The sequence below is a fragment of the Hymenobacter arcticus genome, from assembly GCF_054779975.1.
Genome location: NZ_BAAGXF010000001.1, coordinates 672,908 through 696,853, shown reverse-complemented (window position 1 = coordinate 696,853; position 23,946 = coordinate 672,908). Strand labels below are relative to the sequence as shown.

General features: G+C 64.0%; 15 protein-coding genes. 6 read left to right on the top strand and 9 right to left on the bottom strand.

All coding sequences use genetic code 11. The features are described 5' to 3' along the window. The first annotated feature begins 126 nt into the window (after window positions 1-126). On the top strand, window positions 127-741 hold the full coding sequence (locus tag ACYVGC_RS03045; protein WP_460582299.1) for a MarC family protein: 615 nt from the start codon (window positions 127-129) through the stop codon (window positions 739-741). 98 nt (window positions 742-839) lie between these two features. Here the strand turns inward: ACYVGC_RS03045 and ACYVGC_RS03040 are convergent, their stop codons facing one another. Together ACYVGC_RS03040 and ACYVGC_RS03035 are read right to left on the bottom strand one after the other, a co-directional pair. Next, entirely contained in the window at window positions 840-6,854 is a 6,015-nt protein-coding gene (locus tag ACYVGC_RS03040; protein ID WP_460582298.1) for an alpha-2-macroglobulin family protein, read from the bottom strand. Between the two features lie 200 nt (window positions 6,855-7,054). Beyond that, complete coding sequence (locus ACYVGC_RS03035) at window positions 7,055-7,771, bottom strand: SDR family oxidoreductase (RefSeq protein ID WP_460582297.1); 717 nt, start codon at window positions 7,769-7,771, stop codon at window positions 7,055-7,057. A gap of 190 nt (window positions 7,772-7,961) precedes the next feature. On the opposite strand from ACYVGC_RS03035, the gene ACYVGC_RS03030 reads away from it, so the two are divergent. After that, complete coding sequence (locus ACYVGC_RS03030; RefSeq protein WP_460582296.1) at window positions 7,962-8,933, top strand: NAD(P)H-quinone oxidoreductase; 972 nt, start codon at window positions 7,962-7,964, stop codon at window positions 8,931-8,933. A gap of 133 nt (window positions 8,934-9,066) precedes the next feature. Here ACYVGC_RS03030 and bcp read toward each other — a convergent pair whose 3' ends face one another. From bcp to ACYVGC_RS03015, 3 genes are all read right to left on the bottom strand, one after another. Next, entirely contained in the window at window positions 9,067-9,516 is a 450-nt protein-coding gene (gene bcp / locus ACYVGC_RS03025; protein ID WP_460582295.1) for a peroxiredoxin, read from the bottom strand. A 76-nt stretch (window positions 9,517-9,592) separates the two neighbouring features. Continuing rightward, window positions 9,593-11,641, bottom strand: coding sequence for a M23 family metallopeptidase (locus ACYVGC_RS03020; RefSeq protein ID WP_460582294.1), 2,049 nt, complete (start codon window positions 11,639-11,641; stop codon window positions 9,593-9,595). A 105-nt stretch (window positions 11,642-11,746) separates the two neighbouring features. After that, window positions 11,747-12,373 carry a fumarylacetoacetate hydrolase family protein gene (locus tag ACYVGC_RS03015; protein ID WP_460582415.1) on the bottom strand — a complete coding sequence of 209 codons (627 nt, stop codon included), beginning with the start codon at window positions 12,371-12,373 and terminating at the stop codon, window positions 11,747-11,749. A gap of 195 nt (window positions 12,374-12,568) precedes the next feature. On the opposite strand from ACYVGC_RS03015, the gene ACYVGC_RS03010 reads away from it, so the two are divergent. After that, window positions 12,569-13,360, top strand: coding sequence for a M48 family metallopeptidase (locus ACYVGC_RS03010; protein WP_460582293.1), 792 nt, complete (start codon window positions 12,569-12,571; stop codon window positions 13,358-13,360). Window positions 13,361-13,503: 143 nt separating this feature from the next. Continuing rightward, the gene (locus ACYVGC_RS03005; RefSeq protein ID WP_460582292.1) at window positions 13,504-14,118 is read left to right on the top strand and encodes a hypothetical protein; all 615 of its coding nucleotides are present in this window, start codon (window positions 13,504-13,506) and stop codon (window positions 14,116-14,118) included. Window positions 14,119-14,233: 115 nt separating this feature from the next. On the opposite strand, the gene ACYVGC_RS03000 is transcribed toward ACYVGC_RS03005, so the two are convergent. Both ACYVGC_RS03000 and ACYVGC_RS02995 read right to left on the bottom strand, forming a co-directional pair. Then, window positions 14,234-14,989 carry a hypothetical protein gene (locus ACYVGC_RS03000; protein ID WP_460582291.1) on the bottom strand — a complete coding sequence of 252 codons (756 nt, stop codon included), beginning with the start codon at window positions 14,987-14,989 and terminating at the stop codon, window positions 14,234-14,236. A 62-nt stretch (window positions 14,990-15,051) separates the two neighbouring features. After that, window positions 15,052-16,416 (bottom strand): UDP-N-acetylmuramate--L-alanine ligase, encoded by a 1,365-nt coding sequence (locus ACYVGC_RS02995; protein WP_460582290.1) that lies wholly within the window; start codon window positions 16,414-16,416, stop codon window positions 15,052-15,054. Window positions 16,417-16,810: 394 nt separating this feature from the next. Between ACYVGC_RS02995 and dnaB the strand changes: the two genes are divergently transcribed. Next, window positions 16,811-18,376 (top strand): replicative DNA helicase, encoded by a 1,566-nt coding sequence (gene dnaB / locus ACYVGC_RS02990; RefSeq protein ID WP_460582414.1) that lies wholly within the window; start codon window positions 16,811-16,813, stop codon window positions 18,374-18,376. 240 nt (window positions 18,377-18,616) lie between these two features. Here dnaB and ACYVGC_RS02985 read toward each other — a convergent pair whose 3' ends face one another. Then, window positions 18,617-20,038, bottom strand: coding sequence for a PQQ-dependent sugar dehydrogenase (locus ACYVGC_RS02985; RefSeq protein WP_460582289.1), 1,422 nt, complete (start codon window positions 20,036-20,038; stop codon window positions 18,617-18,619). Between the two features lie 139 nt (window positions 20,039-20,177). Here ACYVGC_RS02985 and ACYVGC_RS02980 point away from each other — a divergent pair, with 139 nt between their 5' ends. After that, window positions 20,178-20,963: a sulfite exporter TauE/SafE family protein gene (locus tag ACYVGC_RS02980; protein ID WP_460582288.1), complete on the top strand. Its 786-nt coding sequence runs from the start codon at window positions 20,178-20,180 to the stop codon at window positions 20,961-20,963. 210 nt (window positions 20,964-21,173) lie between these two features. Here the strand turns inward: ACYVGC_RS02980 and ACYVGC_RS02975 are convergent, their stop codons facing one another. Then, window positions 21,174-23,732, bottom strand: a complete 2,559-nt coding sequence (locus ACYVGC_RS02975; RefSeq protein ID WP_460582287.1) for a TonB-dependent receptor domain-containing protein — start codon at window positions 23,730-23,732, stop codon at window positions 21,174-21,176. Window positions 23,733-23,946 lie beyond the last annotated feature (214 nt).

Here is a 23,946-nt window from a genome sequence, read left to right as displayed (position 1 = left end):
GGGTGAAAGTAGTGCGGGGTGCGGAAGTAGCCGCAAAGATGGGCGGCTGCCGCCAAAGTCCAAAAAAGCCTGTCATACGGGAAGCCAAGCTCCGCAACCACCTTACCCCGCTAATACCTTTACGGCATGGAAGTTCTGATTGCCACCTTCACCACCTTGTTCTCGGTCGTCAACCCCTTTGGGGCCATGCCGATGTTCCTGACCCTGACCGCCGACGACAGCAACTCAGACCGCACGGCCACCGCCCTGCGCTCGTGCGTGTACATGGTAGCGATATTGTCGGTGGCTTTTTTTGGGGGGCAGTACATTCTTAACTTCTTCGGTATCAACATTCAGCACCTGCGCATCGCGGGGGGCATCCTGCTCATGCGCTCGGCCTTCGACCTGCTCACGCCCGGTGCCAGCCGCGACCGCGTGGGCCCCGATGCCCTGGAAGAAAGCAAGCTTAAAGATGATATCAGCTTTACGCCGCTGGCCATGCCTATGCTCTCGGGGCCGGGCTCGATGGCGCTGTGCATCGGCCTCATCCGGCCCACGTATGCCGACAAGGCCATGACGGTGCTGGGCTTTGCGCTGGTGGCGGCGGCGGCGTTTCTCATTCTGGTATCCTCGCTGCGCCTCACCAGGCTGATGGGCCGGCCGGGCATGGCCGCGCTGGCCCGCATCATGGGCTTTCTCACGCTGGCCATCGGCGTCAACTTTTTTGTGACGGCCGTGAAGGTGCTCTTTCACGTGGAGTAGGAAGGAGGTAGCGTGGACTCTGTGTGTCCGTGCGTGGGAACGTTGCGCAATGCTATTGTTCAACGTCCCCACGCGCGGACTCACAGAGTCCACCCTACTTACTTGATAATCACCCGCTTGCTGGCCGAGCGGCCAAACTTGGTGGGGAAGTAAAGCAGTTCGGCCCGGGCGGGGTTGAGGGTGTAGCTGCCCCGGTAGCGCGGCTGCAAGGCAATGCGGAACGTGTGGCGGCCCACCGGCAGCAAGTCAATGAAGATACCGGCCTGGTGCTGAAGGTATTCGCGGTGCACCTCCAGCCGGTTGGTGGGCGCCGGGTCGCCGTAAGAGCAGCCGGCCGGAATAGGCACTTCCAGCACCACGTAGCGCGCCTCGGCGGCCACATCAACCGTGATGAGCAGCTCGGCGGGCTTGCCGGCGGGCAGCGCCACGCGGCGGCCGGCCTGGCCAGCCAGCGTGGTCGTGACGGTGAACGTGGCGGCCACGGCCTCGGGGGCGGGGTTCCAGCGGGTTTGGTAGGCAGTGGCGTACACGGGCAGGCCGCCCTGCTTGCGCAGCGCGAGCGGCCCGGTGCCGGCGGGCAGCGTGAGCGCCAGCGGAAACTGCGTAACGGGCCCGGCCGGCAGCGCCGGGCTGCCGCTGAGCCGAACCTGCGCCGTAGCGCCGCCGGGCCCCGGCCCCAGCAAATCGGGGCCGACGGTGGTCAGGATTTGGGCCGTTTCGTAGGTGCTGTGCCAGTAGCCGCCGCCGCGCAGCCCCAGCAAAAACGTGCGGATGCGCGCCAGCTCGGCCGCGTGGCCGCCCTGCTGGCGCAGCACGCGGTAGGCCAGCAGGCTGGTGCCCACCCGGTCGGTGAGCAGGTAGCGGTAATACGTGCTGGCGTGCAGCGTATCGGCGTAGAACACGCCGCCCAGCGCGGTGTGCAGGCGGTAGTGGCGCAGGCTATCGAGCTGGTAGGGCAGGCCCAGCTGCTGGCGCAATTCGGCGAGGGCCAGGTAGCGGTCGAGGGGCGGGCGGCGCGGCGCAAGGGGCGCGAGCGTTTCGATGCGCCGCAGGTAAGTAGCGTAGGGAGCCGCGGCCCCGAGGTCGTGTAGCAGCTTCAGCAGCCGGATTTGGTCGTCGTTATTTTGGAAATAGCCGGCGTAGCGGTGGGTGGCGGTGGGAGTACTCAGGCTGGCATCCAGCTCGCGCAAGAGGTAGGCAATGAGGGGGTTGCGGTCGAGCTTGACGGCGTAGCCGGCCTGTCCGGCGGCCAGCAGCGCCTCCACTACGTGCACGGTAGCCCAAGGGCTGCCGGTGGCCGCCGCCCACGTGCCCCAGATGCCGGTGGCCTGCTCGCGGCCATACAATAGCTTCTTAATGAGAAAGTTGATAATTTTCTGGTACTTGAACTGCTGGCCCTGCGCCGCGCGAATACGCTGCTCCAGCAGCAGGCCCTGGAGGCGCGAGGCGGCCTGCTCGTTGCAGAGGTAGGCGTAGTCTTGCAGGTGGTGAATCTCGGCCAGCAGGGTGGGGAGCGCGTCGCTTTCGAGGCGCAGCGTGGCGGGGCCCAGGCGCGGGTCGAGGGGCAGGGCCAGGGTGGTGTCGGCAGCGGTGAGTACGGCGTAGGTGCCCACCCGCTCGCGGGTGCCCACCGGCAGCACCGGCAGGGTGCGCTGCTCGCCATCGGCGTAGCCGCTGGCTTGCTCCAGGCCGAAGGTGAGCTGCAACGAGTCGGCCGCTGCCGGGGCGGTTACAGTGAGCGTGTCGATAACGGCGCTGCTCACGCGGCGGGCCTGGCGACGCACTACCTGCCCCCCCACCCGGAAAGTGGTGGTGACCTGCGCCGTATCCGACTGATAATTAAGCGCTTTGCCCAGCACCTGGGCGCGGTCGCCGGCCACCAGAAAGCGTGGCACGGTTAGGGTGGCCAGCAGCGCTTTGAAGGCGCGTAGCCGGCTGGTGGCGGTGCCCACGCGCCCGCGCCCGTCGGAGCCCACCACGAAGGTGTCCCAGCTCGTGAGGTCGTCGGGCAGCACCACGTCGGTGCGGGCGTGGCCCTGGGCATCGGTCACCAGGGTGGGCCGCCACCAGGCATAATCGCGGAAGCGGCGGCGCAGCGCTAGGCGCGCATCCTGGCCGGGCAGCTGGTCGGCGGCGGGGCCCACGGCCTGGCCCGCCAGCGTAGCGCCCTTGCGGAGCGTGAGTAGAATAACCCCGTTGCTGGCCCGCGCGCCGTAGAGGCTCATCGCCGCGGGGCCTTTCAATACCTTTATATCCAGAATATCAGCCGGGGCGATGTCGGCCATATTACCGTTAAAGGGCAGGCCATTAACAATATACAGCGGCTCTGCATTCAGCGCCAGCGAGGTCGTGCCCCGAATCATAATACTCGCACCCGGTGCCCCGGTGATAAATACGCCGGCCACCCGGCCTTCTAGCCCGCGTACGGTGCTGACACTGCCCGTGAGGTCGGACCGCCTCATGGTGGCGTAGCCAACTACCACTGCTTCATTCAGTTGCTTCACGTCGGTCAGCATACTTACCGCAAAAAGGCCATCGTAGCCGATGGGCTGCTCCTGCGTGACGAAGCCGATGAAGGAAAACGTGAGGGCCTGCACCGTGAGCGGCACCCGCAGCGAAAAGCTGCCATCGGCGGCCGTGGAGGTGCCCACGGTGGTGCCCTTGGCCAGCACCGTTACGCCGGGTAGGCCCTCCTCGGTGGCATGGTCGAGCACGCGGCCGCGCAGCAGGCGCCAGCCCGGCTGGGCCTGCGTGGGCTGCTCCACCCGTATCTCGCGGCGCTCGGCGGCCGCAGCTTTGGCCGTAAGGGGCTGCCCCAGCTGCCACAGCAGTTGGTTGATGCGGTGGCTGAGCGCGCCGGCCGGCTGACGGTCGGTAAGTTGCAACTGGTAGTAAGTCTGGCCGTTAGCTTCCACCAGAATCAACTCCTTCGGGGCCAGGCAGGTGCTGTCGGCCAGCAGCACGGCCGCGCGGTAGCGGCCGGGCGGTAGGGCGTGCAGCACCGCTAAGCCCGCCTGCAAGCGCCGAAACTTGGGCTGGTCGGGCCGGGTGAGCAGGGTGTAGAGGACGGCGGGCAGCGCATCGGGCTGCCGGGCCAGGGGCAGCGGGCGGCGTAGCTCCAGGCGGCCCTGGCCGGCGGGCGTGGTAGCCGGGTTGGTGAGCACGGGCCGGGCGCGGGGGTGAATAACCCGCTGTTCCACAGTAGAATAAGGAGCAAAAGGGCCGTGCGAAAAATCGCTTTCGGTGTACGCAAAGTCACCGAGCGGCAGCTTCAGTGGGAAGCCCGCGCCGCTGAGCGACCCCAGGCGGCCGGGGTCGAGGCAGGTCAGCTTGAGCACGCCGGGGCTGAACTGGTAGTCGTAGAGCGGCTCAAACAAAAACTTGCGCCGCTGCCCATCCTCGCGGTAGCGCAGCAGAATGGAATCGGGCCGGAAAGGCCCTGCCACCAGCAACCCACCCGTGGTCGCGTTGTAATCGAGCGGCCGCAACGCGTTGCCCTGCCGCAGGGTGGCGTTGTTGGTATTGGACACGGCCAGCACCGTGCGGCGCAGGGTCAGCAGCTCGTCGGCCCCCAGCGTGGCGGGGCGGGCCTCCACGGTTAGCTCGGCGCAGGGGTGGTTCACGTCGAGGCTGAGCGTGAGCTTGTGCAAGTGCCGCAGGTACACGCCGCGCAGCGTAACGAATTGGTTGCGCGTGCGAATGCTGAGGGTATGGAAGCCGCTATCGGCCAGGGCCGTGTAGGGCTGTTTCAGGTTAATGTCGTGAATGTAAGCTGGTTCGCCATCCACGTACACCGCAATGGGGGCCTGCACCCGGCCCGAATCGACCACGAACGCCGCCACCTGCGTGAGCCCGCCGGGGGCCGGCTGGTACTCGTAAAACGCCCCGCTTTCGGGGTACAAAAAATGGTAGAATTGCAGCGAGTCGAGCCCCAGCTGATGCCGCCACGTGGGCCAGTCTAGCGGCCGCGTGGTCGCGCTTTCACCAAAGCCCGCGCTGAGCGTGAAGCGCTGGCGCGCCACCCGGCCCGGCACCGGCCGCGGCGCAAAGCGGGGCAGCGCGGGCACCTCGCTTTGCCCAAACTTGCTGGTGTAGGCGTAGGCCGTGAGGTCGGCGTTGGGCACGGGCCGGCCGGTCTCGTCCGTCACGGCGATGCCCAGGCGCAGGCGCTGGCCGGGGTAGGCCACGTCGGGCTGCGTGGTGGTGATGGTGAGCTGCGGCTGCGGCGCGCCCACCGTGTACTCGGCCGCGCGGCGCTCGCCGCCCCAGTCGTAGTGCAGCGACACGTGCCAGGCGGCCGGGCTCGGGTCCTTGGTAGTCAGCTTATAATCAGTAGTATAGCCCTGATAGCGCAGGGTGTTGCCCTGGTACACGTAGTACCAAAAAGGCAGGCGGTGCGGGTTGGTCACGGCCAGGCGCAGCGAGTCGCGGCGGTCGGCGCGCAGGGTTAGGTCCGCGTTGTTCTCATCCAGGTGCAGGTAATCGACCCGGTCCAGCGCATCGCGCAGCTCGTAGCTGGTGGCCAGCAAGTTGAGGGGCAGCGCCAGGGGCAGCCGCACGTCCATGTTCACCGCACCGCTGGTGCCAGGGGCGTAGTCGGCTAGGTTGATGGTGAGGCGGGCGCGGTGGGGCTGGCTCACGCCCAGCGAATCAAAGCGCAGGCGCACCGAGTCGGCGCCCAGCTCCAGGTACAGCCGGCCGGGGTCGCGCCGGTAGGGCAGGCCAATGGTTTCGACGTGCCGCTCGTTATCCGAAGTCAGAAACGTGGCCTGCACCGCGTAGCTCAGGTCCAGGTCGGGGAAGATGCGCGCCGGAATGTTCACCCGCGTTTCGCCCAGCGGGTCAAGCAGTTGGGCGTGGGTCCAGAGGGTGTCGGGCACGAAAAGCCGGCGCGTAGGCAGCAGCCCCGGCGCGGCGGCGGGCAGCACCGCCAGCCGCACCCGCGCATCGGGCAGGTTGAGCTCGTTAGCATCGCTGCCGCGCAAAAACACGGCCTGCGGCTGGCCGCGCCAGGGTTTATCGGCCAGCAGGCGCAGGGCGTAGTGGTCGTTTTTGAGCTCGTAGTCTTCAAAGCGGAAGCTGCCCTCGGCCACGGTATGTTCCTGGCTGTCTTCCAGATACAAGTTGGCACTGGTGCCCACGCGCAGGCCCAGCGTGTCGGTCAGTGGCAGGCTGTACTCGTACGAGCCGGGCCGCACGGGCCGCAGCACGGCCAGGCGCTTGCGGCGGCCCAGGCCGCCGCCGCTCAGCCACAGCGTGAGGGGCTGGGTGCTGGGCCGACCATTGCGGCGGCGCAGCACGCGCGCCTTCAGGCGCAGGGTGTCGCCGGTGGGCCGGTAGCGCGGCTGGCTGAGGAGGAGGTAGCTGAGCCAGCGCTCGCGGTTCTCGTATTGCCGCTGGCTTTGGCGCTGGCCGCGCAGGTCCTCGCTAAAGGGCGAGCGCAGCAGCCCCACCAGCCCGGTAGTGGCTTGGCCGGGGTGCCGCAGCGCCTGCGCCGTGCGCCACACAGGCACCGTGAGGTAGCCCAGCGGCCGCCCAAATACCACCCGCCGCCCGGCGCGCAACGCCCAGCTGCCGCGCGGGTTGGTAGCCGGCGGGGCCAGCGGGTGAAAGGTGGTGCGCCCGCCCACGGTCACGGCCACCAGGCCGGGCCGGGCCCCGCGGGCGCGGTGGTAGGCGTGGGTGGTGGGGTCGTAGGGGAGGGGCCGGCCGGCCACAGCCACCCGCGCATCGGGCAGCAGGCGGCCCAGCGAGTCGCGCACCGTCAGGCTCAGGTCGCGCTGGTTGTCAATGACTTCCACGGTGCGGCTGGTTTCGGCGCGCAGCCAGTACACCAGCTGGGGGCCTTCGGTGTGGGCCACCAGGTAATAGCCCAGAGGCAGCGGCCGCCACCGTGATGCCAGTTGGTCGGTGGGGAAAGAATCGACGGGCACCGTGAAGAAGTCGGGCCGGGCGCTTTGCAGGCCGCGCTCATAGAGGCGGCGCGCCTGGTCTTCGGTCAGCCGAAAAACTTTGGTGAGGTAGCTACTCTGGCGGGCTTTGGCCAGCTGTTGCTGGGCCAGCACGGGCAGCGCCAGCCAGCACAGCAGCAGGGCGAGTACAAGTTGATACATAAGCGGCGGGGTAGGGGTTGGCTACCTGATGCCGGTATGTAGTTTTTTGCACACATGCGCTGTTGCAGGGGGCTTGGTTTTAAATAGAAACTGTCATGCTGACGAAGGAAGCACCTTATCCCCGCCGAACGATATGTTCTGGCCTGATAGGATGCTTCCTTCGTCAGCATGACAGTCCCTTATTTTGCTGGCCTCTCGGGCTACGGGTTAGTCGACCACAGCCCCGCTTCCTTCACAAAAATGCGCCGGTTCAGCTTCAGCTGACTAACGATAAACTCAGCAATATCCTCGGGCTGCATCACTTTGTCGGGGTTGCCATCGGTGAGGTTGTTGCTGATAGCTAGCTCAGTAGCTACCGTGCTGGGCGTGAGGGCCGATACGCGGATGTTGTGCTTGCGCACTTCCTGCATCAGGGCCTCGCTCAAACCCATCACGGCAAACTTGGAGGCGCTGTAGGCGCTGCTGCCCGCCGCTGCGCGCAGGCCCGAGGTCGAGGAAATGTTGATGATGTCGCCCGACTGCCGCTCAATCATGGCGGGCAGTGCGGCGCGGGTCACGTAGTACACGCCCAGCAGGTTCACCCGGATAATGTGCTCCCAGTCGGCCGTTGGCATGTCCAGAAACTTGGCAAACGTGCCGATGCCGGCGTTGTTAATCAGGATGTCGAGCGGGCCCAGCTCGCCGGTGATGTGGGCCACGGCGGCGTTCACGGCGGCTTCGTCGGCCACGTCGGCGGTGGCCACGCTGGTTTTCACGCCCAGCTTTTGCAGCTCAGCGGCTACTTCGGCGAGCTGGTCGGCCGAGCGAGCGAGCAGGCCCACGTGTACGCCTTCGTGGGCCAGCGCAACGGCTATTGCCTTGCCGATGCCCTTGCCTGCGCCCGTTACGAGGGCGACTTTTCCGGTTAGTTTTTCCATGATAAAAGGGGTCTTGGGTGCTGGTGAGTGGTGGTCTTTACGGGGAAGCGTCCCAAACAATCGTCCCTGAACAGCCCACCCGAACGGGTTGTTCGCGTATCGGGTGGGGGCGGGCTGCCCCATCTTTTCCGGCTGGCCAAGCCAATCCGTTAGTAGTCAAGCTACTTACCGTTTAGTATCCCTTCTCCTCATGAAAGCCATCGTCATTACCCGCCCCGGCGGCCCCGAAGTATTGCAGCTGCAAGAGCGCCCCCGGCCCGTGCCCGCCGCCCACGAAGTGCTGCTAAAAGTGCGCGCCACCGGCCTCAACCGCTCCGATATTGCCCTGCGCGAGGGCAAGTACGGCGGTGCGCCCGTGGCCGGCACCATACCCGGCCTTGAAGTAGCCGGCGAGGTAGCGGAGGTGGGGGCCGCCGCCCCGCGCTGGCGCGTGGGCGACACCGTGTGCGCCCTCGTGAGCGAAGGCGCCTACGCCGAGTATGTGGCCGTGGATGCCCGGCACTGCCTGCCGGTACCCGCCGGCTGGTCGCTCGAAGAAGCCGCGAGCCTGCCCGAAACCGTGTTCACGGTGTGGGCCAACGTATTTCAAACGGCCGCCCTGCTGCCCGGCGAAACGGTGCTGGTGCACGGCGGCAGCAGCGGTATCGGCCTCACGCTCATTCAACTAGCCAAAGCACTGGGGAGCCGGGTGCTGGCCACTGCCGGCTCGGCCGATAAGTGCCGCGACTGCGAGAAGTTTGGGGCCGCCCGCTGCGTCAACTACAAGGAAGAGGATTTTGAGGAGGCCTTTAAAGAGGAGAAAATCGACGTTATCCTCGACATGGTGGGCGGCGACTACACCGCCAAAAACCTGCGCCTGCTCGCGCCCGACGGCCGCCTGCAATACATCAACGCCATGCAGGGCAGCAAGGTCGAAATCAACCTGCTTGATATTATGACCAAGCGCCTGCGCGTGAGCGGCAGCATGCTGCGCCCGCGCTCCGCTGATTTCAAGGCCGCGCTGGCGGCTGAAGTGGAGCAGCGCGTGTGGCCGCTGGCCGCTAGTGGGCAATTCAAGCCGGTGATTTACAAAACGTTCCCGCTGGCCGAGGCCGCTAAAGCGCAGGAGTTGATGGTGAGTAGCACGCACATTGGGAAGATTTTGCTGGTGAATGAAGGGTAATTAACGCAAAATAGAACGTCATGCTGAGCTTGCCGAAGCATCTCTACCACGCCGTTAGGGTTACAAACCTACTGGCGTGGTAGAGATGCTTCGGCAAGCTCAGCATGACGTTCTGTTTTGTTTACTCAAATGGCTACTTCAGCACTTGCGCCGCGTGCTCCTTGGTGTCAGGCCGCTTGATAACCTTCTCAATCAGGCCATTAGCATCAATGAGAAACGTGGTGCGCACGGTACCCCAGTAGGTTTTGCCGTAGTTTTTCTTTTCCTGCCACACGCCGTAGGCGGTTACGATGGCCTTGTCGGCATCGGCCACGAGCGGGAAATTGAGGTCGTATTTCGCCGCAAACTTGCCGTGTGAGGCGGCATCGTCGGTGCTCACCCCCACCACTTTAATGCCTTGAGCGGCGAGCATACTCTCGTTGTCGCGCAGGTTGCAGGCCTGGGCGGTGCAGCCGGGCGTATCGTCCTTGGGGTAGAAGTACAGTGCCACGCGCTTGCCGCGCAAGCTACTCAGGGTAAAGGGGTTGCCGTGCTGGTCGGGCGCGGTAAAGTCGGGGGCGGGGGTGCCGGGTTCGGGAAGCATAAGGTGATGGGGTATGAGTTAGAAATCAGGTCATTGCCACGCTCCACTGCGTTGCGCTCGCAATGACAAACGGGTTTTACAACGTCAGCGGAATAACTCGCTCATTACCAGCCTGGTCGGTGAGGCGCAGCTCGGCGGGGCCGCGCAGGGCGGGCCCTAGCGTATCGCCGGCCACGGTGAAGAGCGTGGCATTCTTGTACTCGTAGCGCAGCAGCCGAAAGCGTCCGCCGATGAGCAATTTATACGAGGCCAGCCCCGACATGTCGTCGCCCACCCGGAAGGTGAGCTGCCCCCCAGCGCGGCCCAGCAGCCGGCCCTCGGGCGCTTTGGTATCGGTGTAGAGGCGGAACTGGCCAAACTGCTTGAGGTTGGCCGAGAGCTGGGTGCTGTCGGCGTTCCAGGAGCCGCCCACGTAGGCACGGCCGCCGTTGGCCGACACGCTGTAGATGGCGGTGCGGCGGCGGTCGGCGGGTAGGGTGGTGGGCTTGAGGGTGAGGCGCAGGGGCAGGTAGAGCGGCACCAGCGCCGTGCCGATAATCCAGCTTTCGGGAGCGGTGGGGCCGGCATTGGCCCGGTGCAAGGTGCTGAGGTAGAGGGGCGAAAAGAGTGTTTGCGAACCAAAAACCAGGTTGGCGTAGGGCGTGGCGTAGCTCGTTTCCTGGTTGGCCGGAATCATTACCTGCCGGTCGAAGGCCACGCGGGTGCCGCCCAGCAGCAGCGAATCGGGCAGGCCGGCGCGCAGGTCATAGAGGTAGGTAGTGGCCGCGCCCACCGAGTAGCTGGGGCGCAGCGCCATTTGGCGGCCGCCGCGCCGCAGCAGCAACTGCGCGGGCAGCCCAGCCGTGTCGGTGGGGGCGTGGAGGGCCGTGGCGCGCAGCAGGTTGCGGGTGATGTCGTAGCTGAGCTTGGGCCGGGCGGCGGGGGCGGCCGCCGCGCCGGGCAGTTTAGCGTAGTCGAGGGGCTTTTCGCCCTTCAGCACGAGGTGAGCCGTGGCCTTATTATTGTAGGCGTCAGCCAGCTCAAAATCAATGCTGTACACCTTGCCGGCTTCCACGTCGAGCTTGCCCTGGCCGATGCCGGGCGGGGTGTAGAAGGGCAGGTCGTTGCCCTCATCCACCCACAGCTTTTGCAGGGTGCGGCCAGCGGTGCGGGCGTAGGCAAAGTCCACGAAGTTATTCACCTGCCGGGTGCCGCTCGGAAACGGCACCGCGTCGATGACGTGCTGGTAGTGCGGCTGGCCATTCACGCGCACCGTCACGCGCTGGATGCCGTTCTTGTTCCAGGCCCCGTCAAACCTATCGAAGCCCTGCAACAGCAAACCCACTGGCCCGAAGCAGGCCACGGTATCGGGCCAGGTGGTGGCCGCGCCGGGCACGGGCTGCAACTTGGGCACTAGCAGTGCCCGCTCGAAGCGCCCGCGCACCCGCGAGCCAATGGCCAGCGGCTCCACGGCCAGCGCTTGCAGCGTAGGCCCGGTGTGGTCCTGAATTTCCGCGAAGCCGCCCCACTGCAAGGGGTTCAGCTGGCGGTCCTGGGCATCGCGCACTTCCCAGTGCACGTGCGGACCGGCCGAGCCGCCGGTGTTGCCCGACAGCGCCACCTCCTCGCCGCGCCGCACCGGAAACTGGCCTTTGTCGAAAAACAGCTCCAGCTCGTAGGTCTGCTTTTCGTATTGCTGGCGCAGCAGCTCGGCCCCCACGGCCCCCTCAAACTTGTTGAGGTGGCCGTACACGGTGGTCAGGCCGTTGGGATGGGTGATATACAGCACGTTGCCGTAGCCAAACGACGACTGCTTGAGGCGCGAGATGTAGCCGTCGGCCGCCGCGAACACGGGCCGGTTCACCACGCTGCCCGTCTTGATGTCGAGGCCGCCGTGGAAGTGGTTGGGCCGCAACTCGCCCATGCTGGCCGCCAAAAAGCCCGGCTGCCCCGGCGCAATCGGAAACAGGAAGTAGCCGGGTGGCACTGCCACCTGGCCGGCCGCCGCGGCCGGCCTGATGGGGCCGCTGGCCCGGCGGGCGGTGGTGTCGTCCTGGCCATCGTCCTGGCCGTGGCCGGCGGTAGCCAGCAACAGCAAGCCACCGAGCGCCGGCAAGGATAGCCGGCGCACTAAATTGATAATCAACAAAATAACGTAAATTGGATAGCAGGGCTGGGAGGTAGCGTGGACTCTGCGAGTCCGCGCGTAGGTCGTTCAACGCGCGGACTCGCAGAGTCCACGCTACACATGCTAGCGCACGGGTACTGCCAGAATTTTTTCGCCCTCCAGGTAGCCTATCAGCTCGTCGCCGGGCTGCACGGGGCCCACGCCGGCGGGCGTGCCCGTGAAAATAAGGTCGCCCTGCTTGAGGGTGAAGTACTGCGATGCGAAGGCGATAATCTTGGCAAACGGGTGCAGCATGAGGCCCGAGTTGCCCTGCTGGCGCACCTCGCCGTTCACTTCCAGCTTGAAGTTGATGTTGGCAAAATCGGGGAAATCGGCCACGGGCTTGAACGTGGGCGACACCGGGGCCGAGCCGTCGAAGGCCTTGGCCAGCTCCCAGGGCAGGCCTTTTTTCTTGAGCTCGCTTTGCAGGTCGCGGGCCGTGAAGTCGATGCCCAGGCCAATGGCGTCGAAATAGGTATGGGCAAACTGCTCCTCCACGTGGCGGCCGTTTTTACAGATGCGCAGCACCAACTCCAGCTCGTGGTGCACGTCTTTGGAGAAATCAGGCACGAAAAACGGCTGGCCGCGCTGCACCAGCGCGGTTTCGGGCTTCAGAAAAATGACGGGGGCGCTGGGCGTTTCGTTTTGCAGCTCGGCAATGTGGTCGGCGTAGTTGCGGCCGATGCAGATAATTTTCATGTGGACGGGGATAGCTAAAAACGGGGGAGGAGGGCAGGGGCGGGGCCGGCGGCTGGCCCGCGGCGCGGCCCCTGCCTCCACAAAGTAAACATTCCCCCCGCCCGGTTGCGTATAGCCCCTGCCGGCCAGTGCCCAGAATGGCTTGCTTTTGGCTACTCGCCAGCTGGCTTATCCTACTCTACCTCCAACCCTTACTACTACTTTCTCATGTTTAAAAAAATCGTCCTGGCCAGCTGCCTGCTCGCCGCCGGCTGCACCACGGTGCCCATCACGGGCCGCCGCCAACTCAGCCTGGTGTCGGATAGCGAGATGAACACGCTGGCTATCACCCAGTACAAGCAAACCCTGGGCGAAGCCAAGCTCTCGACCAATGCCGCCGAGGTGGCCGAGGTGCGGCGCGTGGGCCAGCGCATTTCGCAGGCCGTGGAGCTGTATTTCAAGCAGCAGGGCCAGTCGGCACAGCTAGAGGGCTACCAGTGGGAATTTAACCTCATCGACGACCCCAAAACGGTGAACGCCTGGTGCATGCCCGGCGGCAAGGTGGCCGTGTACTCGGGCATCTTGCCCCTTACCAAGGACGAAACCGGCCTGGCCGTGGTAATGGCCCACGAAATTTCGCACGCCGTGGCCAAGCACGGGGCCGAGCGCATGAGCGACCAGCTGGCGGCCCAGGTGGGCGGCGCGGCGCTGTCTACGGCGCTCTCGCAAAACCCGACCGCCACTAAAAACCTGTTTCAGCAGGCCGTGGGCATGGGCACGCAGGTGGGCCTGCTCAAATTCAGCCGCCGCCAGGAAAGCGAGGCCGACCATCTAGGCCTGATTTTTATGGCCATGGCGGGCTACAACCCCAGCGGTGCCGTGCCGTTCTGGGAGCGCATGGCCGCCCAAAGCCAGAGCAATACCCCCGAATTTCTGTCCGACCACCCCGCCGACGCCACCCGCATTGCCGATATTCAGGCGCAGCTGCCAGAGGCCCTCAAGTACTACAAGCCGCGCTAGCCCCGCCGCCCATTCTGTGCCAAGTGGAGCGCGGTAATCCTTCTGCTCGTCAGCAACGTATTTAGCCAGGCTGCGAGGAAAGAAAAAATTACGACGCTCCATTTCTAGTTCGCTTATTTGATAATTAACTACTAATCAATACTATGCGTACATTGCCTCGCTTATTTGGCTTGCTTTTGCTGGGCGTGCTTAGCGGCTTGCTGCTGCTCAGCTCGTGCGAAACCATCCGCACGAAGGAAGACAGCAACCCGGCCAACCGCGCCCAGCGCATGAGCGATGTACCCGGTGCGGCGCTGTCGGGCTCGGCGGCCAGCCACCAGGTAATGCATCTCGATGGCAACGGTACGGTGAAGTACAAGCTGGCGCAGTCGGTGATGGCGGCGGCCCTCATCCGGCAGTTTCACGACGGCACCGTTATCGACCGCATTCAGGTGCGCAAAGCGCCTGGTAGCGACGCGGTTAGCCCCGTGTATTACCTCATCGGCCTGGGCCACAACAACGGCAGCTACCGGGCTATTGCGCTGCCCCTGCGCGCCACCGACGACAGCACCTACTACCTCACGCCCAGCGCCAGTCGCTACGTTATTTCGGGCGTGGGCTGCCCCAGCTGCTACTTCGATTTTGAGGATGGCCACATCATCGGTACCACCTGCGACGATAACTCGGGCGGCAGCAGCTGCACCATGAAAATCCTGCCCGCCAACGAGGTATTTGCCACCGCCCTGCCCGACGTGCCCACCCTCAAACCCACCAAATGAGCCGCGCCGCCAAGTGGGCCCTGCGCCTAACCCTCACCGCCTTGGCCGTGCTGCTCGCCAACGACAGCGGCCGCCCTAAGTCCGTAAAAAAGCCCGTTGAATAGCGGGCTTTTTTTCAGAAATTTTTAGGTGCTGAGCGCGCCGAAATCCGTTCAACCAAGCGCTTAAAGTAGTCGCCGGTGCGCGAAACCCACGCGGCCGGCTGGCCCGCGGTGGCCCTGGCGGGCTGCAAGCGCAGCGCCCACGCGTAGGAGCTATGCAGCACCAGGCTCAGCACGAAGTGAATGCTCCAGATATTCTTGTTGAATTGCAGGGAGTAGTGTTGCAGCATGTAGTTGCTGAAGAGGGCAATGAGGATGTAGCCCAAAAAATACAGCGCCAGCCCCACCGACACCCAAAACAGGGGCTCCCGCTCCAGGTGTGGCACGCGCAGCTCGTGCAGCAGCTCACGAAAATAAAGCCCCACCATGCTCAGTATCAGCAGGCTTTGCGTGACCTGCTGCACGGGCTTAAACCACGTCAGGTCGGGCGCTAGTACGTTATCAACCAGCACGTAAGTTGCAAAGGCCGCCACCAGCCACGGCATGGCCCGGCTAAGCGTGGTGGCCTGCACCGTGCGGCCATACACCAGACTGAGCAGCCACAGTTCGCCCACCGTGTAGAAGGGCATGATAAACAAGTTGTTATAATGCAGCCAGCCCAGGCCGGTGGCCACCACTTCCAGCGGTAGCTCAAACCACGTGAGCCACGCCAGCGCCCGCAGGTTGGGCGGCAGGTGGCGGTAGCGCGCCGCCGCCACCACTGCCGCCGCTACAATGGCGAGCAGTAGCAGGCCGGTTTTGACGAATTGGGTGAGCGTGTGGGGCGGCATGGCTTGGCAGAAGTAGAAAAGTATTTGGCCACCACGCAAGCCGCTTGGCCGAGCGCCTTGAGCTAGGCCGTGACTTCGGCAGCTAACTCGCTCAAATCTAAGCCATCAAACGTGCCCGAGGTCATCAGCAGCAGATTCGTATCGGCCCACTGTTGGGCGTGCAGAAACTCGGCCAGCGCCCGGCTATCGGTGAACACTTTTAGGTCGGGCCGGGCAAACGCGGTGGCTACGGCTTCGGCGGCCAGCGGGGGCAAGCGCTTGTGCTCCAGCACGTGGGGGTTGAAGTACACCACCGCCACGTCGGGCGCGTCGAAGCAGTGCGCATACTGTGGCAAAAAGGCCGGGTTGAGCGAGCTGAATGTGTGCAACTCCAGGCATGCCACCAGCTTGCGCTGGGGAAACTGCCGCTTGAAAGCCGTGGCCGTGGCGCGCAGCTTGCTGGGCGCGTGGGCAAAGTCTTTGTACACCACCGAGGTAGCGCCCTGCTGCACCAGCTCCAAGCGCCGCGCCGCGCCCTTGAAGGTGGCCACGGCCTTGTAAAAGTCCTTACCCTTGATGCCCAGCTGCTTGCAGACCTCCTTGGCCGCCGAAATATTGCGCAGGTTGTGCTCGCCAAACACCTGAATGGGTACTTCCTCGTCCTTCTTGGTAATTAAAAACGTGCGGCCGTCGCGGATTACGTTTTCGTGCGGGCCGTAGCCCACGTAGGTCACGTCGGGGCTGCTGGGCACGGCCACGAGCTGGGTTTGCTCGTCGTCGCGGTCGTAGATAAGCACGCCGGCCTTGGGCGTTTGGCGGGCAAAAATCTCGAACTGCGCGCGGTAGATTTCCTCGGTCGGAAACACGTTGATGTGGTCCCAGCTGATGCCCGAAATCACGCCGATGTGGTGCTGGTAGAGGTGAAACTTGGGCCGTCGGTCGATGGGGGAGGACAGATACTCGTCGCCCTCGATAATGATAATCGGCGCATCGTCCGTGAGTTGTACCATCAGGTCGAAGCCCGCCAGCTGCGCGCCCACCGCGTAATCAAACTTGCGCCCGTGAAACCGCAGCACGTGCAGAATCAGCGCCGTGATGCTCGTTTTGCCGTGCGAGCCGCCAATCACGACCCGTTGCTTGTCCTTGCTGGCCTCGTAGATGTACTCGGGGAAGGAATACACTTTCAGGCCCAGTTCCTGGGCACGCAGCAGCTCGGGGTTGTCGGCCCGGGCGTGCATGCCCACAATCACGGCCGAGAGCCCGGCGTGCACCTTCTCGGCAAACCAGCCCTCTTCGGTAGGTAAAATGCCGGCGGCGGCCAGCCGGGTGCGGGCCGGCTCAAAAATCTCGTCGTCGGAGCCCGTGACCTGGGTGCCGCGCTGGTGCAGGGCCAGCGCCAGGTTGTGCATGATACTGCCGCCCACGGCGATGAGGTGAATAGTTTCCAAATTTCTGATTATTAAGTAGTTGCTGTGTGTAATCTGCTAGCTCACGCCCTAGGCTACCCGCCGCGCCCCGGCCGAAAACCGGGGGCTAAACCCCGTGTTGCCAGCCGTTTGCAGGGCGCGAAAGTACGGCTGCGGTCCCGGTCGGCCCCAGCCATAACCCCGCGGGTAGCGGCGGCCAGTGGCATTCTTTTCGGGCACTTTTAAGTTAGCTTTGTTAGTCCAGGCCCTTCCCGGCCCGGCCACTTTGCGGCTGGGTGGCCTTCGCTCTCCTACCTGCCTTTTGCCCCCGCTCACCCCCTCCCTCATGAACGACCGCTCGGACGACCGCGTCAAGCAATCAGCCGCTCGCGCTGCGGCCACCTTCCAGGGTGGGCGCGGCGCGCGGCAGTTGCCCATGTCGCCCACTGGCAAGCTGCCCCCCCAACGCCTCGAAATGGAAGCCGCCGTGCTAGGCGCGCTTATGCTGGAAAAGGACGCCCTTACTACGGTGGTCGATATCCTGAAAGTGCACAGCTTCTACGCCGATAAGCACCAGCGTATCTATAAGGCCATCAGCACGTTGTTTGACAAGCAGGAGCCCATTGACCAGCTCACCGTGGTGCAGCAGCTGCGCGAGCTGGGCGAGCTGGAGCTGGCCGGCGGCGTGGGCTACGTGGCTGGCCTCACCATGCACATCAACTCGGCTGCCCACATCGAGTCGCACGCCCGCAAAATTCTGGAAGCGGCCGTGAAGCGCGAGCTCATCAGCACGGCCCACGACATTCTGCGCGACGCCTACGAAGACACCACCGACGCGTTTGAGCTGCTCGACTCGACGGAGAAAAACGTGTTCCAGGTGTCGGAAGACAACATGCGCAAGGGCGTCGATTCGATGCAGGACCTGATGGTGAAGGCCATCAAGGAACTCGAAGAAAAGAAGCACCAGAAGGACGGCCTCACCGGCGTGCCCACCGGCTTCTCGGCCCTCGACCGCGTGACGAGCGGCTGGCAACCCTCTGACTTAGTGATTATTGCGGCTCGGCCGGGCATGGGAAAAACTGCCTTTGTAGTGTCGGCAATGCGCAACGCGGCCGTGGATTTCAAGAAAGCAGTCGCCATTTTCTCGCTGGAAATGTCGTCGCTACAACTCGTAAATCGTCTGATTTCGGCCGAGGCGGAGCTGGACTCGGAGAAAATCAAGAAGGGCAATCTGGCCGACTACGAGTGGGCGCAGCTCAACCACAAGATTTCGGCGCTCTCGTCGGCCCCCATTTTTATTGACGACACGCCCGCGCTCAGTATCCGGGAGCTGCGGGCCAAGTGCCGCCGCCTCAAGGCGCAGCACGATATTCAGCTGGTTATCGTCGATTACTTGCAGTTGATGAGCGGGGGCGAGGCCGGCCGGCCGGGCGGCAACCGCGAGCAGGAAATTGCTAGTATTTCGCGGGCGCTCAAGGGCATTGCCAAGGAGTTGAACATCCCGGTTATTGCCCTGTCGCAGTTGTCACGCTCGGTGGAAACGCGGGGTGGCGACAAGAAGCCGCAGCTCAGTGACCTTCGTGAATCAGGCTCTATTGAGCAGGATGCCGACATGGTTATCTTCCTGTATCGCCCTGAATACTACAAGATTACCGAGGACGAGATGGGTAACCCGACTCAGGGCATGGGTGAGGTTATCATTGCCAAGCACCGCAACGGCTCGCTCGAAACGGTGCAGCTCAAGTTCATCGGCCGCTTCACCAAGTTTGCCGACCTTGATGGGTTCGACGGAGCCGGCGACGGCGGCTTTGGCGACGCGGCGGCTTCGTACTCGCCCAACTCGTTTCCGACCAGCAACTTCGACGCGGAGCCCCCCGGCGGGCCCGCGCCGGGCGGCGGCTTCGCGCCGAATACCATTCGCTTGGGTAGCCGCATGAACGATGCGCCCGCGGCGGTGCCATTCCCCAAAAGCAATAGCTTTGGGGAGGAGCCGCCATTTTAGGTAGTAGATAAAAGACTGGAATAAAAAAGCACGTCATACCTTTTATGACATGCTCTTTTATTCCAGTGCAGGTAGTCGCCCTCCCCAGCCGACCCCACCCCCAGCCCCTCCCCTTCGGGAGAGGGGAGCCACGGTGGCGCGGCCAAAAATCGTTAGGCTCCCCTCTCCCGAAGGGGAGGGGCTGGGGGTGGGGTCGGCTGGGGAGGGCGATACTACGCGTGACCTCATGGGCCACTAACCCTACTGCACCACCAGCCGCGAGCGGCTGGGCGGCGCCGCCGGCGCGGCCAGCTCCACCACGTACACACCGCTAGCTAAGCCGCTGAGCGACAGTTCCAAATCGGCCTGGCCGGCGGCAAAAGCGGACTGGCGCACCGGGCGACCCAGGGCGTCGAGCACGCGCACGGCGGCGGTAGTGCTAGTAGTGGGGCGGCGCAATGTGGCGCGGGCGGCGGCTGGGTTGGGCGCAATGGTGAAGGCCGGGGCGGCGCTAGGAGTGGCGGCCGCCAGCACGTAGGCGCGGTTTTCGAGCACGATGATACGGTCGTCGGTGGCGGCGGGGGCGCCGCGGCCATCCTGGTTGCTGGTGCCGACGTACACGCGGCCCTGGGGCGACACGCACACGCTGCGCAGGCGGCCGTAGGTGCCGGCCCACAGGTCGGTTTGGGTGGTTAGCTGAGTGCCGTCGGCGCTGAGCTGGAGCTGCCGGAAGGTGCCGGCCTTGAGGCTGGCAAGTAGCAGCGAGTTGTTCCAGCCGGGCACGGCGGGGTGGTTGTAGTAGGTGATACCAGCCGGGGCAATGGTGGGCGTGTAAGCAGTTAGCGGCTCGCGCACGTTGTTGGCGGTGCAAAAGGTTTGCTCGGCGGCTAGGTTGCAGAAGCCCTCCACGGTGGGCCAGCCGTAATTGCGGCCGGGCTCGATGAGGTTGATTTCGTCGTCGTTGTTGGCGCCGTGCTCTGAGCTGTAGATTTTGCCCGAGGGGGCGCGCACCAGGCCCTGCGGGTTGCGGTGGCCAAAGGTGTAGAGGCGGCTGCCGGGCGTGGGGTTGTCGGCGGCGGCGGTACCATCCAGGTTCAGGCGCAGGATTTTGCCGTTGAGCGAAGTAGTACTTTGGGCTTCGGGCTGGTTTTGGGCGTCGCCGGTGGTCATTAGCAGCGTGCGGTCGGGCAGGATGAGCAGCCGCGAGCCGTTGTGCGTGGGCACCGACGTGATGTTATCGAGCAGCACGAGCGGGCTGCTCAGCGTGCCCGCGCTGGCCGAATACGTGAGGCGCACCAGCTTTTCCTTGAGCGCGCCGCTCGCGGTGTAGTTGTACACCACGTACACGTAGGGCGCGGTGGTGAGCAGGTCGGGGTGCAGGGCTAGGCCCAGCAGGCCGCTTTCGCCGGTTTCGGTTACCTCGCCGATGGTGAGTAGCGGCAGCACCTGCCCGGTGGTGGGGTTCACGCGGCTGAGGCGGCCGTTGCGCTCGGTCATCCAAATGAAGTTGTCGGGGCCCCACACCAGCTCCCACGGCACGTGCAGGCCCGTGGCGAGGGCCGAGGCCGTGACGGTGGTAGCGCCCACCTGGTAGGTGCCCAGCACCGGGGCCGTTTGGGCCTGGGCCGCGCCCGCCGCCAGGCAAGCCAGCCCGGCCACTGCGAAAGTAGCGAAGTTTTTCATGTAAAAGGTAAGTTCAGTAAAGGCAGGGTGCTAATTCCGAAAGTCTGATTATCAAGGTACTACCTGGAAAATTAACTTTGCAATGACTTATTGGTGAAGGATGCGGCCCAATGGAGTGCCGCGTACTTTTGCGGGCATTATGCCGACTATTGCCGTATTGCCGCTGCTGTGTTTTTTCGCTTTCTTGGCGGGGTTTATCGATGGCATGGTGGGCGGCGGCGGCCTCATTCAGCTGCCCGCGTTGCTGCTGCTGCTGCCCGAGGTGCCGGTGCCCACGGTGCTGGGCACCGGCAAAGTAGCTAGCCTGGCCGGCACGCTGGCCAGTGCCCAGCGCTACTTAAAGGGCCTCAACGGCGTGCCCATCCGGTGGCGCACGGTGGCCGTGGCGGCGGTGGTGGCGGGCTGCTTTGCGCTGCTGGGCGCGCGTGCCGTGAGCGGCCTCAACAAGGAGCTGGTGAAGCCGCTGGTACTGGCCCTGCTGGTGCTGATGGCCGCCTACACCTTCTGGCGCAAGGACTTTGGCAGCCTGCACGCGCCGCGCCTGGCGGGCAGCCGCGAGCTATGGACGGGCGTGGCGCTGGGGGCGGCCATCGGGTTTTACGACGGCTTTTTCGGGCCGGGCACGGGCAGCTTGCTGCTGTTTGCGTTCGTGGGGCTCTTTGGGTACGACTTTCTGGCGGCCTCGGCCTCGGCCAAAGTGGTCAATATTGCTACTAACATCGCCGGGCTGGCCTACTTCGTCTCGACCGGGCAGGTGCTCTACCGCGTGGCCCTGCCCATGGCGGTGTGCAACGTGCTGGGCTCGTCGCTGGGGGCCCGGCTGGCGCTGCGGCGCGGTACGGGCTTCGTGCGGGTGCTGTTTCTGGGGGTGGTGAGCGCGTTTATTTTGAAGCTTGGGTGGGAGGTGCTGGGGGTAGGTAAGTAATTGATTTGTAAATTAATGCGAAATAAACAGAACGTCATGCTGAGCTTGTCGAAGCATCTCTACCACGCCGGGAGGATTACTAACCTACTGGCGTGGTAGAGATGCTTCGGCAAGCTCAGCATGACGTTCTATTTCAATCTATATAAATAAAAATTAAAAGCCTCCCGCTACGCACTGGCAGCGGGGGGCTTTTCAACTAATCAACCTATATTAAAACCGGTAGGCGACCGTGGTCATGAACTGGCGCGGGGCAATGGGGTTGATGCTGTACCGGTCGTGCACCAGGTAGCTGAGCGTGTTGCCGATGTTCGAAACCTTGGCCAGGATGGAGTAGTGGCTGTAGGTGTAGCCCACCGACAGGTCAACCGTGGTGTAGCCGGCGAGCGAAATCGTGCGGCTGTAGTAGGGCACGTAGCGGGGGTTGGCCGAGCCGTTGGCCAGGGTGGGCTGCAGGGTGATAGGGTCGAGCACGGCGTTGTTGTTGCCGCCCAGGCGCTGGCCCGTGTAGAAGGCCGACGCCCCCACTTTTATACCCCGCAGGCCGGGCTGGCTGAAGGTGTAGAAAACGGAGCCGTTGGCCGTGTTGGCCGGGTTGTTGGTGAGGCGCTCGCCCTCAATTTGGGTGCCTACTACGCCCGTGGTGCGGGTGAAGCGGGCGAAGTTGTAGGCGTAACCCACGTTGAAGTAAAAGTCCTTCGAGATACTGCCGCTGACGTCGAGGTCCACGCCGTCGCTGGTGGTTTCGCCGCTCAGCTCACGCACGGTGGTGAGGGTGGTGGCGGTGCCGTCAGCCAGCGTGAAGGTAGTTTGGGCCAGGTTGCTGTTGCGGTAGCGGTACACGGCGGCATTGGCAAACAGGCGGCTGCCAAACAGCTCCGTTTTCACGCCGGCTTCGTACTGGTTCACGTAGGAAGGCCGCAGCGGCTGCAGGTTGTTATCGACCAGGCCGGCGTTGGTAATGAAGTTATTGGCGTAGCTGGTGTAGAACGAAAGCGTGGGCAGCGGCTGGAAAATTAGCGCCCCCTTTGGCGACCACGCCCGGTCCGACTTGTCGGCCGCGGGTCCGGCGGTTTGCACGCCGGTGAGGGTGTTGGTGAGGCTGGTTTGCAGCACGTTCTGGTACGAGTAGCGCACGCCGCCCAGCACCTTCAGCATGGGTAGCACGGTAATCAGGTCCTGCACGTAGCCACCGAAGCGGTACGAGGGCGCCACGGTGTAGCCCGTCACGTTGTAGAGCATACCATCGGTGCGCTCCGCGTACTTGGTGCGGTCGCTGATGTTGATGAGGTCGTAGTTGTAGCTGATGCCGTTGGTGGTCCGCGATGTTACGGGCCGGCCGTCCTGCCCATAGTAGGCGTAGCCCGAAGCGTTGTTGGTGACGATGCGCAGGGCGTCGGCGCCCACCAGCAGCTGGTGGGTGAGGGGGCCGGTTTCAAACTTGCCGTTCAGGTTAAGCTGGCCATTGTAGTCACGCTCAGCCGTTTGCACGCCGCTCAGGCTGCGGCCCCAGTCGCCGTTGGCGGCAATGTTGCCGTTGGGCACGGCCACGCCCAGGCCGTGCACGCGGGTATCCATGAGGCCGGCAATGGCGTTGAAGCGCCACTGGTCGGAGAAGCGGTGGTTGAGCACGGCCGAGGCGCTGGCCTGGTCGGTCACGTTATACGCCCACTTCGCGTTGATGAAGTTGCCGCGCGAAATGCCGTCTGGCAGGCGGGCATCCACGTTTTGGTTGATGATGCCCACCCCCGCATCGGGCGTGATGTCGGAGCGCAGGTAGTCGCCCTGCACCAGCAGGTCGGTGTTCTCGCCAAATTTGTATTGCAGCGAAGGGTTCACGAAAAAGCGCTTCGACTGCACCACGTCGCGGTAGCTCTTGGCGTTTTCGTAGGTGCCTACCACCCGAAAGGCCAGGTTTTTGGTCAGCGGCCCGTACACGTCCACAATCGGCTTGTAGAAGCTGTTGCTGCCTGCCCGCATCTCCACCGAGCCGCCCCAGTTGTAGCGCGGCTTCTTGGTTACGGTGTTGATAATGAGGCCGCCCGACACGTTGCCGTAGAGTAGCGCCGCCGCGCCTTTCAGCACCTCCACCGACTCCAGAGTACTGGCATCGGGAAAGCCCTGGGTATTAGAAAGCAAGCCGTTTTTGAAGATGCTGCCGCCCGAGCCGGCCACGCCGATGCTGGAGCCGCGGGCCGAAAACGTTTCGGCCACGCCGCCGCGCTGCTGCGTCAAGGACACGCCGCTCACGTTGCGCAGGGCATCGCCGAGGCGGTTTATCTGCTGGTCGGCAATGACCGTGCTCGTCACTACGCCAATGCTTTGGGGCTGGTCGAGGGGCGCGAGGTCGGCCTTGCTGGCTGAGGCCGGCCGGTTGACAACGGCCGTGCCGCCCGTCACCACTACTTCGTTGAGCTGGGCCGTGCTTTCGCTAAGGGCAAAGTCGGCTTTGGTAGTCTGGCCCGCCGCCACCGTCACGGTCTGGCGCTGCGGCTGCAAGCCCACAAACGACACTTGCAGCTCGTGGGTGCCCGGCTCCACGCCCGTAATAGCGAACGAGCCATCTTCGGCCGTGTTAGCGCCCTTGCCCGACTTCGGAATGCCCACGCTCACAAAAGCGGCCGGGTTGCCATCGCTGGTGCGAATAACGCCCCGAATGGTGCCCCCGCGCTGGTGGCGGCTGGCAGCAGTGGGTTCGGCCGGGGCCTGCGCCTGGCCGAGGGCCGGCAAGGCAACGCTAGTGAGCAGGAGCAGAGTGGAAAGGTTACGCATACGCTTATTTAGAATCGTTCAACGGAGTACAAATGTCGTACTGAGTTTAGAAACATTCCAAATAATAAACGAGAGAACCCTAGATAGTTACTGATTTAAAAACGCAGAAAAAAGAAGTAAGATGTTGAAAATTAAAATGATATTAAGGAAAAAACGCTGGTTAAGAGCCTTTTTTTTATTTAGAATAAAAGTAAATAAACCAGGGTTAGCCAAG

Coding starts and splice junctions, on each gene's coding strand:
- ACYVGC_RS03045 (WP_460582299.1), top strand. CDS start 127: ATGGAAGTTCTGATTGCCACCTTCACCACCTTGTTCTCGGTCGTCAAC.
- dnaB (WP_460582414.1), top strand. CDS start 16,811: ATGTCGCCCACTGGCAAGCTGCCCCCCCAACGCCTCGAAATGGAAGCC.
- ACYVGC_RS03040 (WP_460582298.1), bottom strand. CDS start 6,854: ATGTATCAACTTGTACTCGCCCTGCTGCTGTGCTGGCTGGCGCTGCCC.
- ACYVGC_RS03010 (WP_460582293.1), top strand. CDS start 12,569: ATGTTTAAAAAAATCGTCCTGGCCAGCTGCCTGCTCGCCGCCGGCTGC.
- ACYVGC_RS03000 (WP_460582291.1), bottom strand. CDS start 14,989: ATGCCGCCCCACACGCTCACCCAATTCGTCAAAACCGGCCTGCTACTG.
- ACYVGC_RS02985 (WP_460582289.1), bottom strand. CDS start 20,038: ATGAAAAACTTCGCTACTTTCGCAGTGGCCGGGCTGGCTTGCCTGGCG.
- ACYVGC_RS02975 (WP_460582287.1), bottom strand. CDS start 23,732: ATGCGTAACCTTTCCACTCTGCTCCTGCTCACTAGCGTTGCCTTGCCG.
- ACYVGC_RS03035 (WP_460582297.1), bottom strand. CDS start 7,771: ATGGAAAAACTAACCGGAAAAGTCGCCCTCGTAACGGGCGCAGGCAAG.
- ACYVGC_RS02980 (WP_460582288.1), top strand. CDS start 20,178: ATGCCGACTATTGCCGTATTGCCGCTGCTGTGTTTTTTCGCTTTCTTG.
- ACYVGC_RS03005 (WP_460582292.1), top strand. CDS start 13,504: ATGCGTACATTGCCTCGCTTATTTGGCTTGCTTTTGCTGGGCGTGCTT.
- ACYVGC_RS03030 (WP_460582296.1), top strand. CDS start 7,962: ATGAAAGCCATCGTCATTACCCGCCCCGGCGGCCCCGAAGTATTGCAG.
- bcp (WP_460582295.1), bottom strand. CDS start 9,516: ATGCTTCCCGAACCCGGCACCCCCGCCCCCGACTTTACCGCGCCCGAC.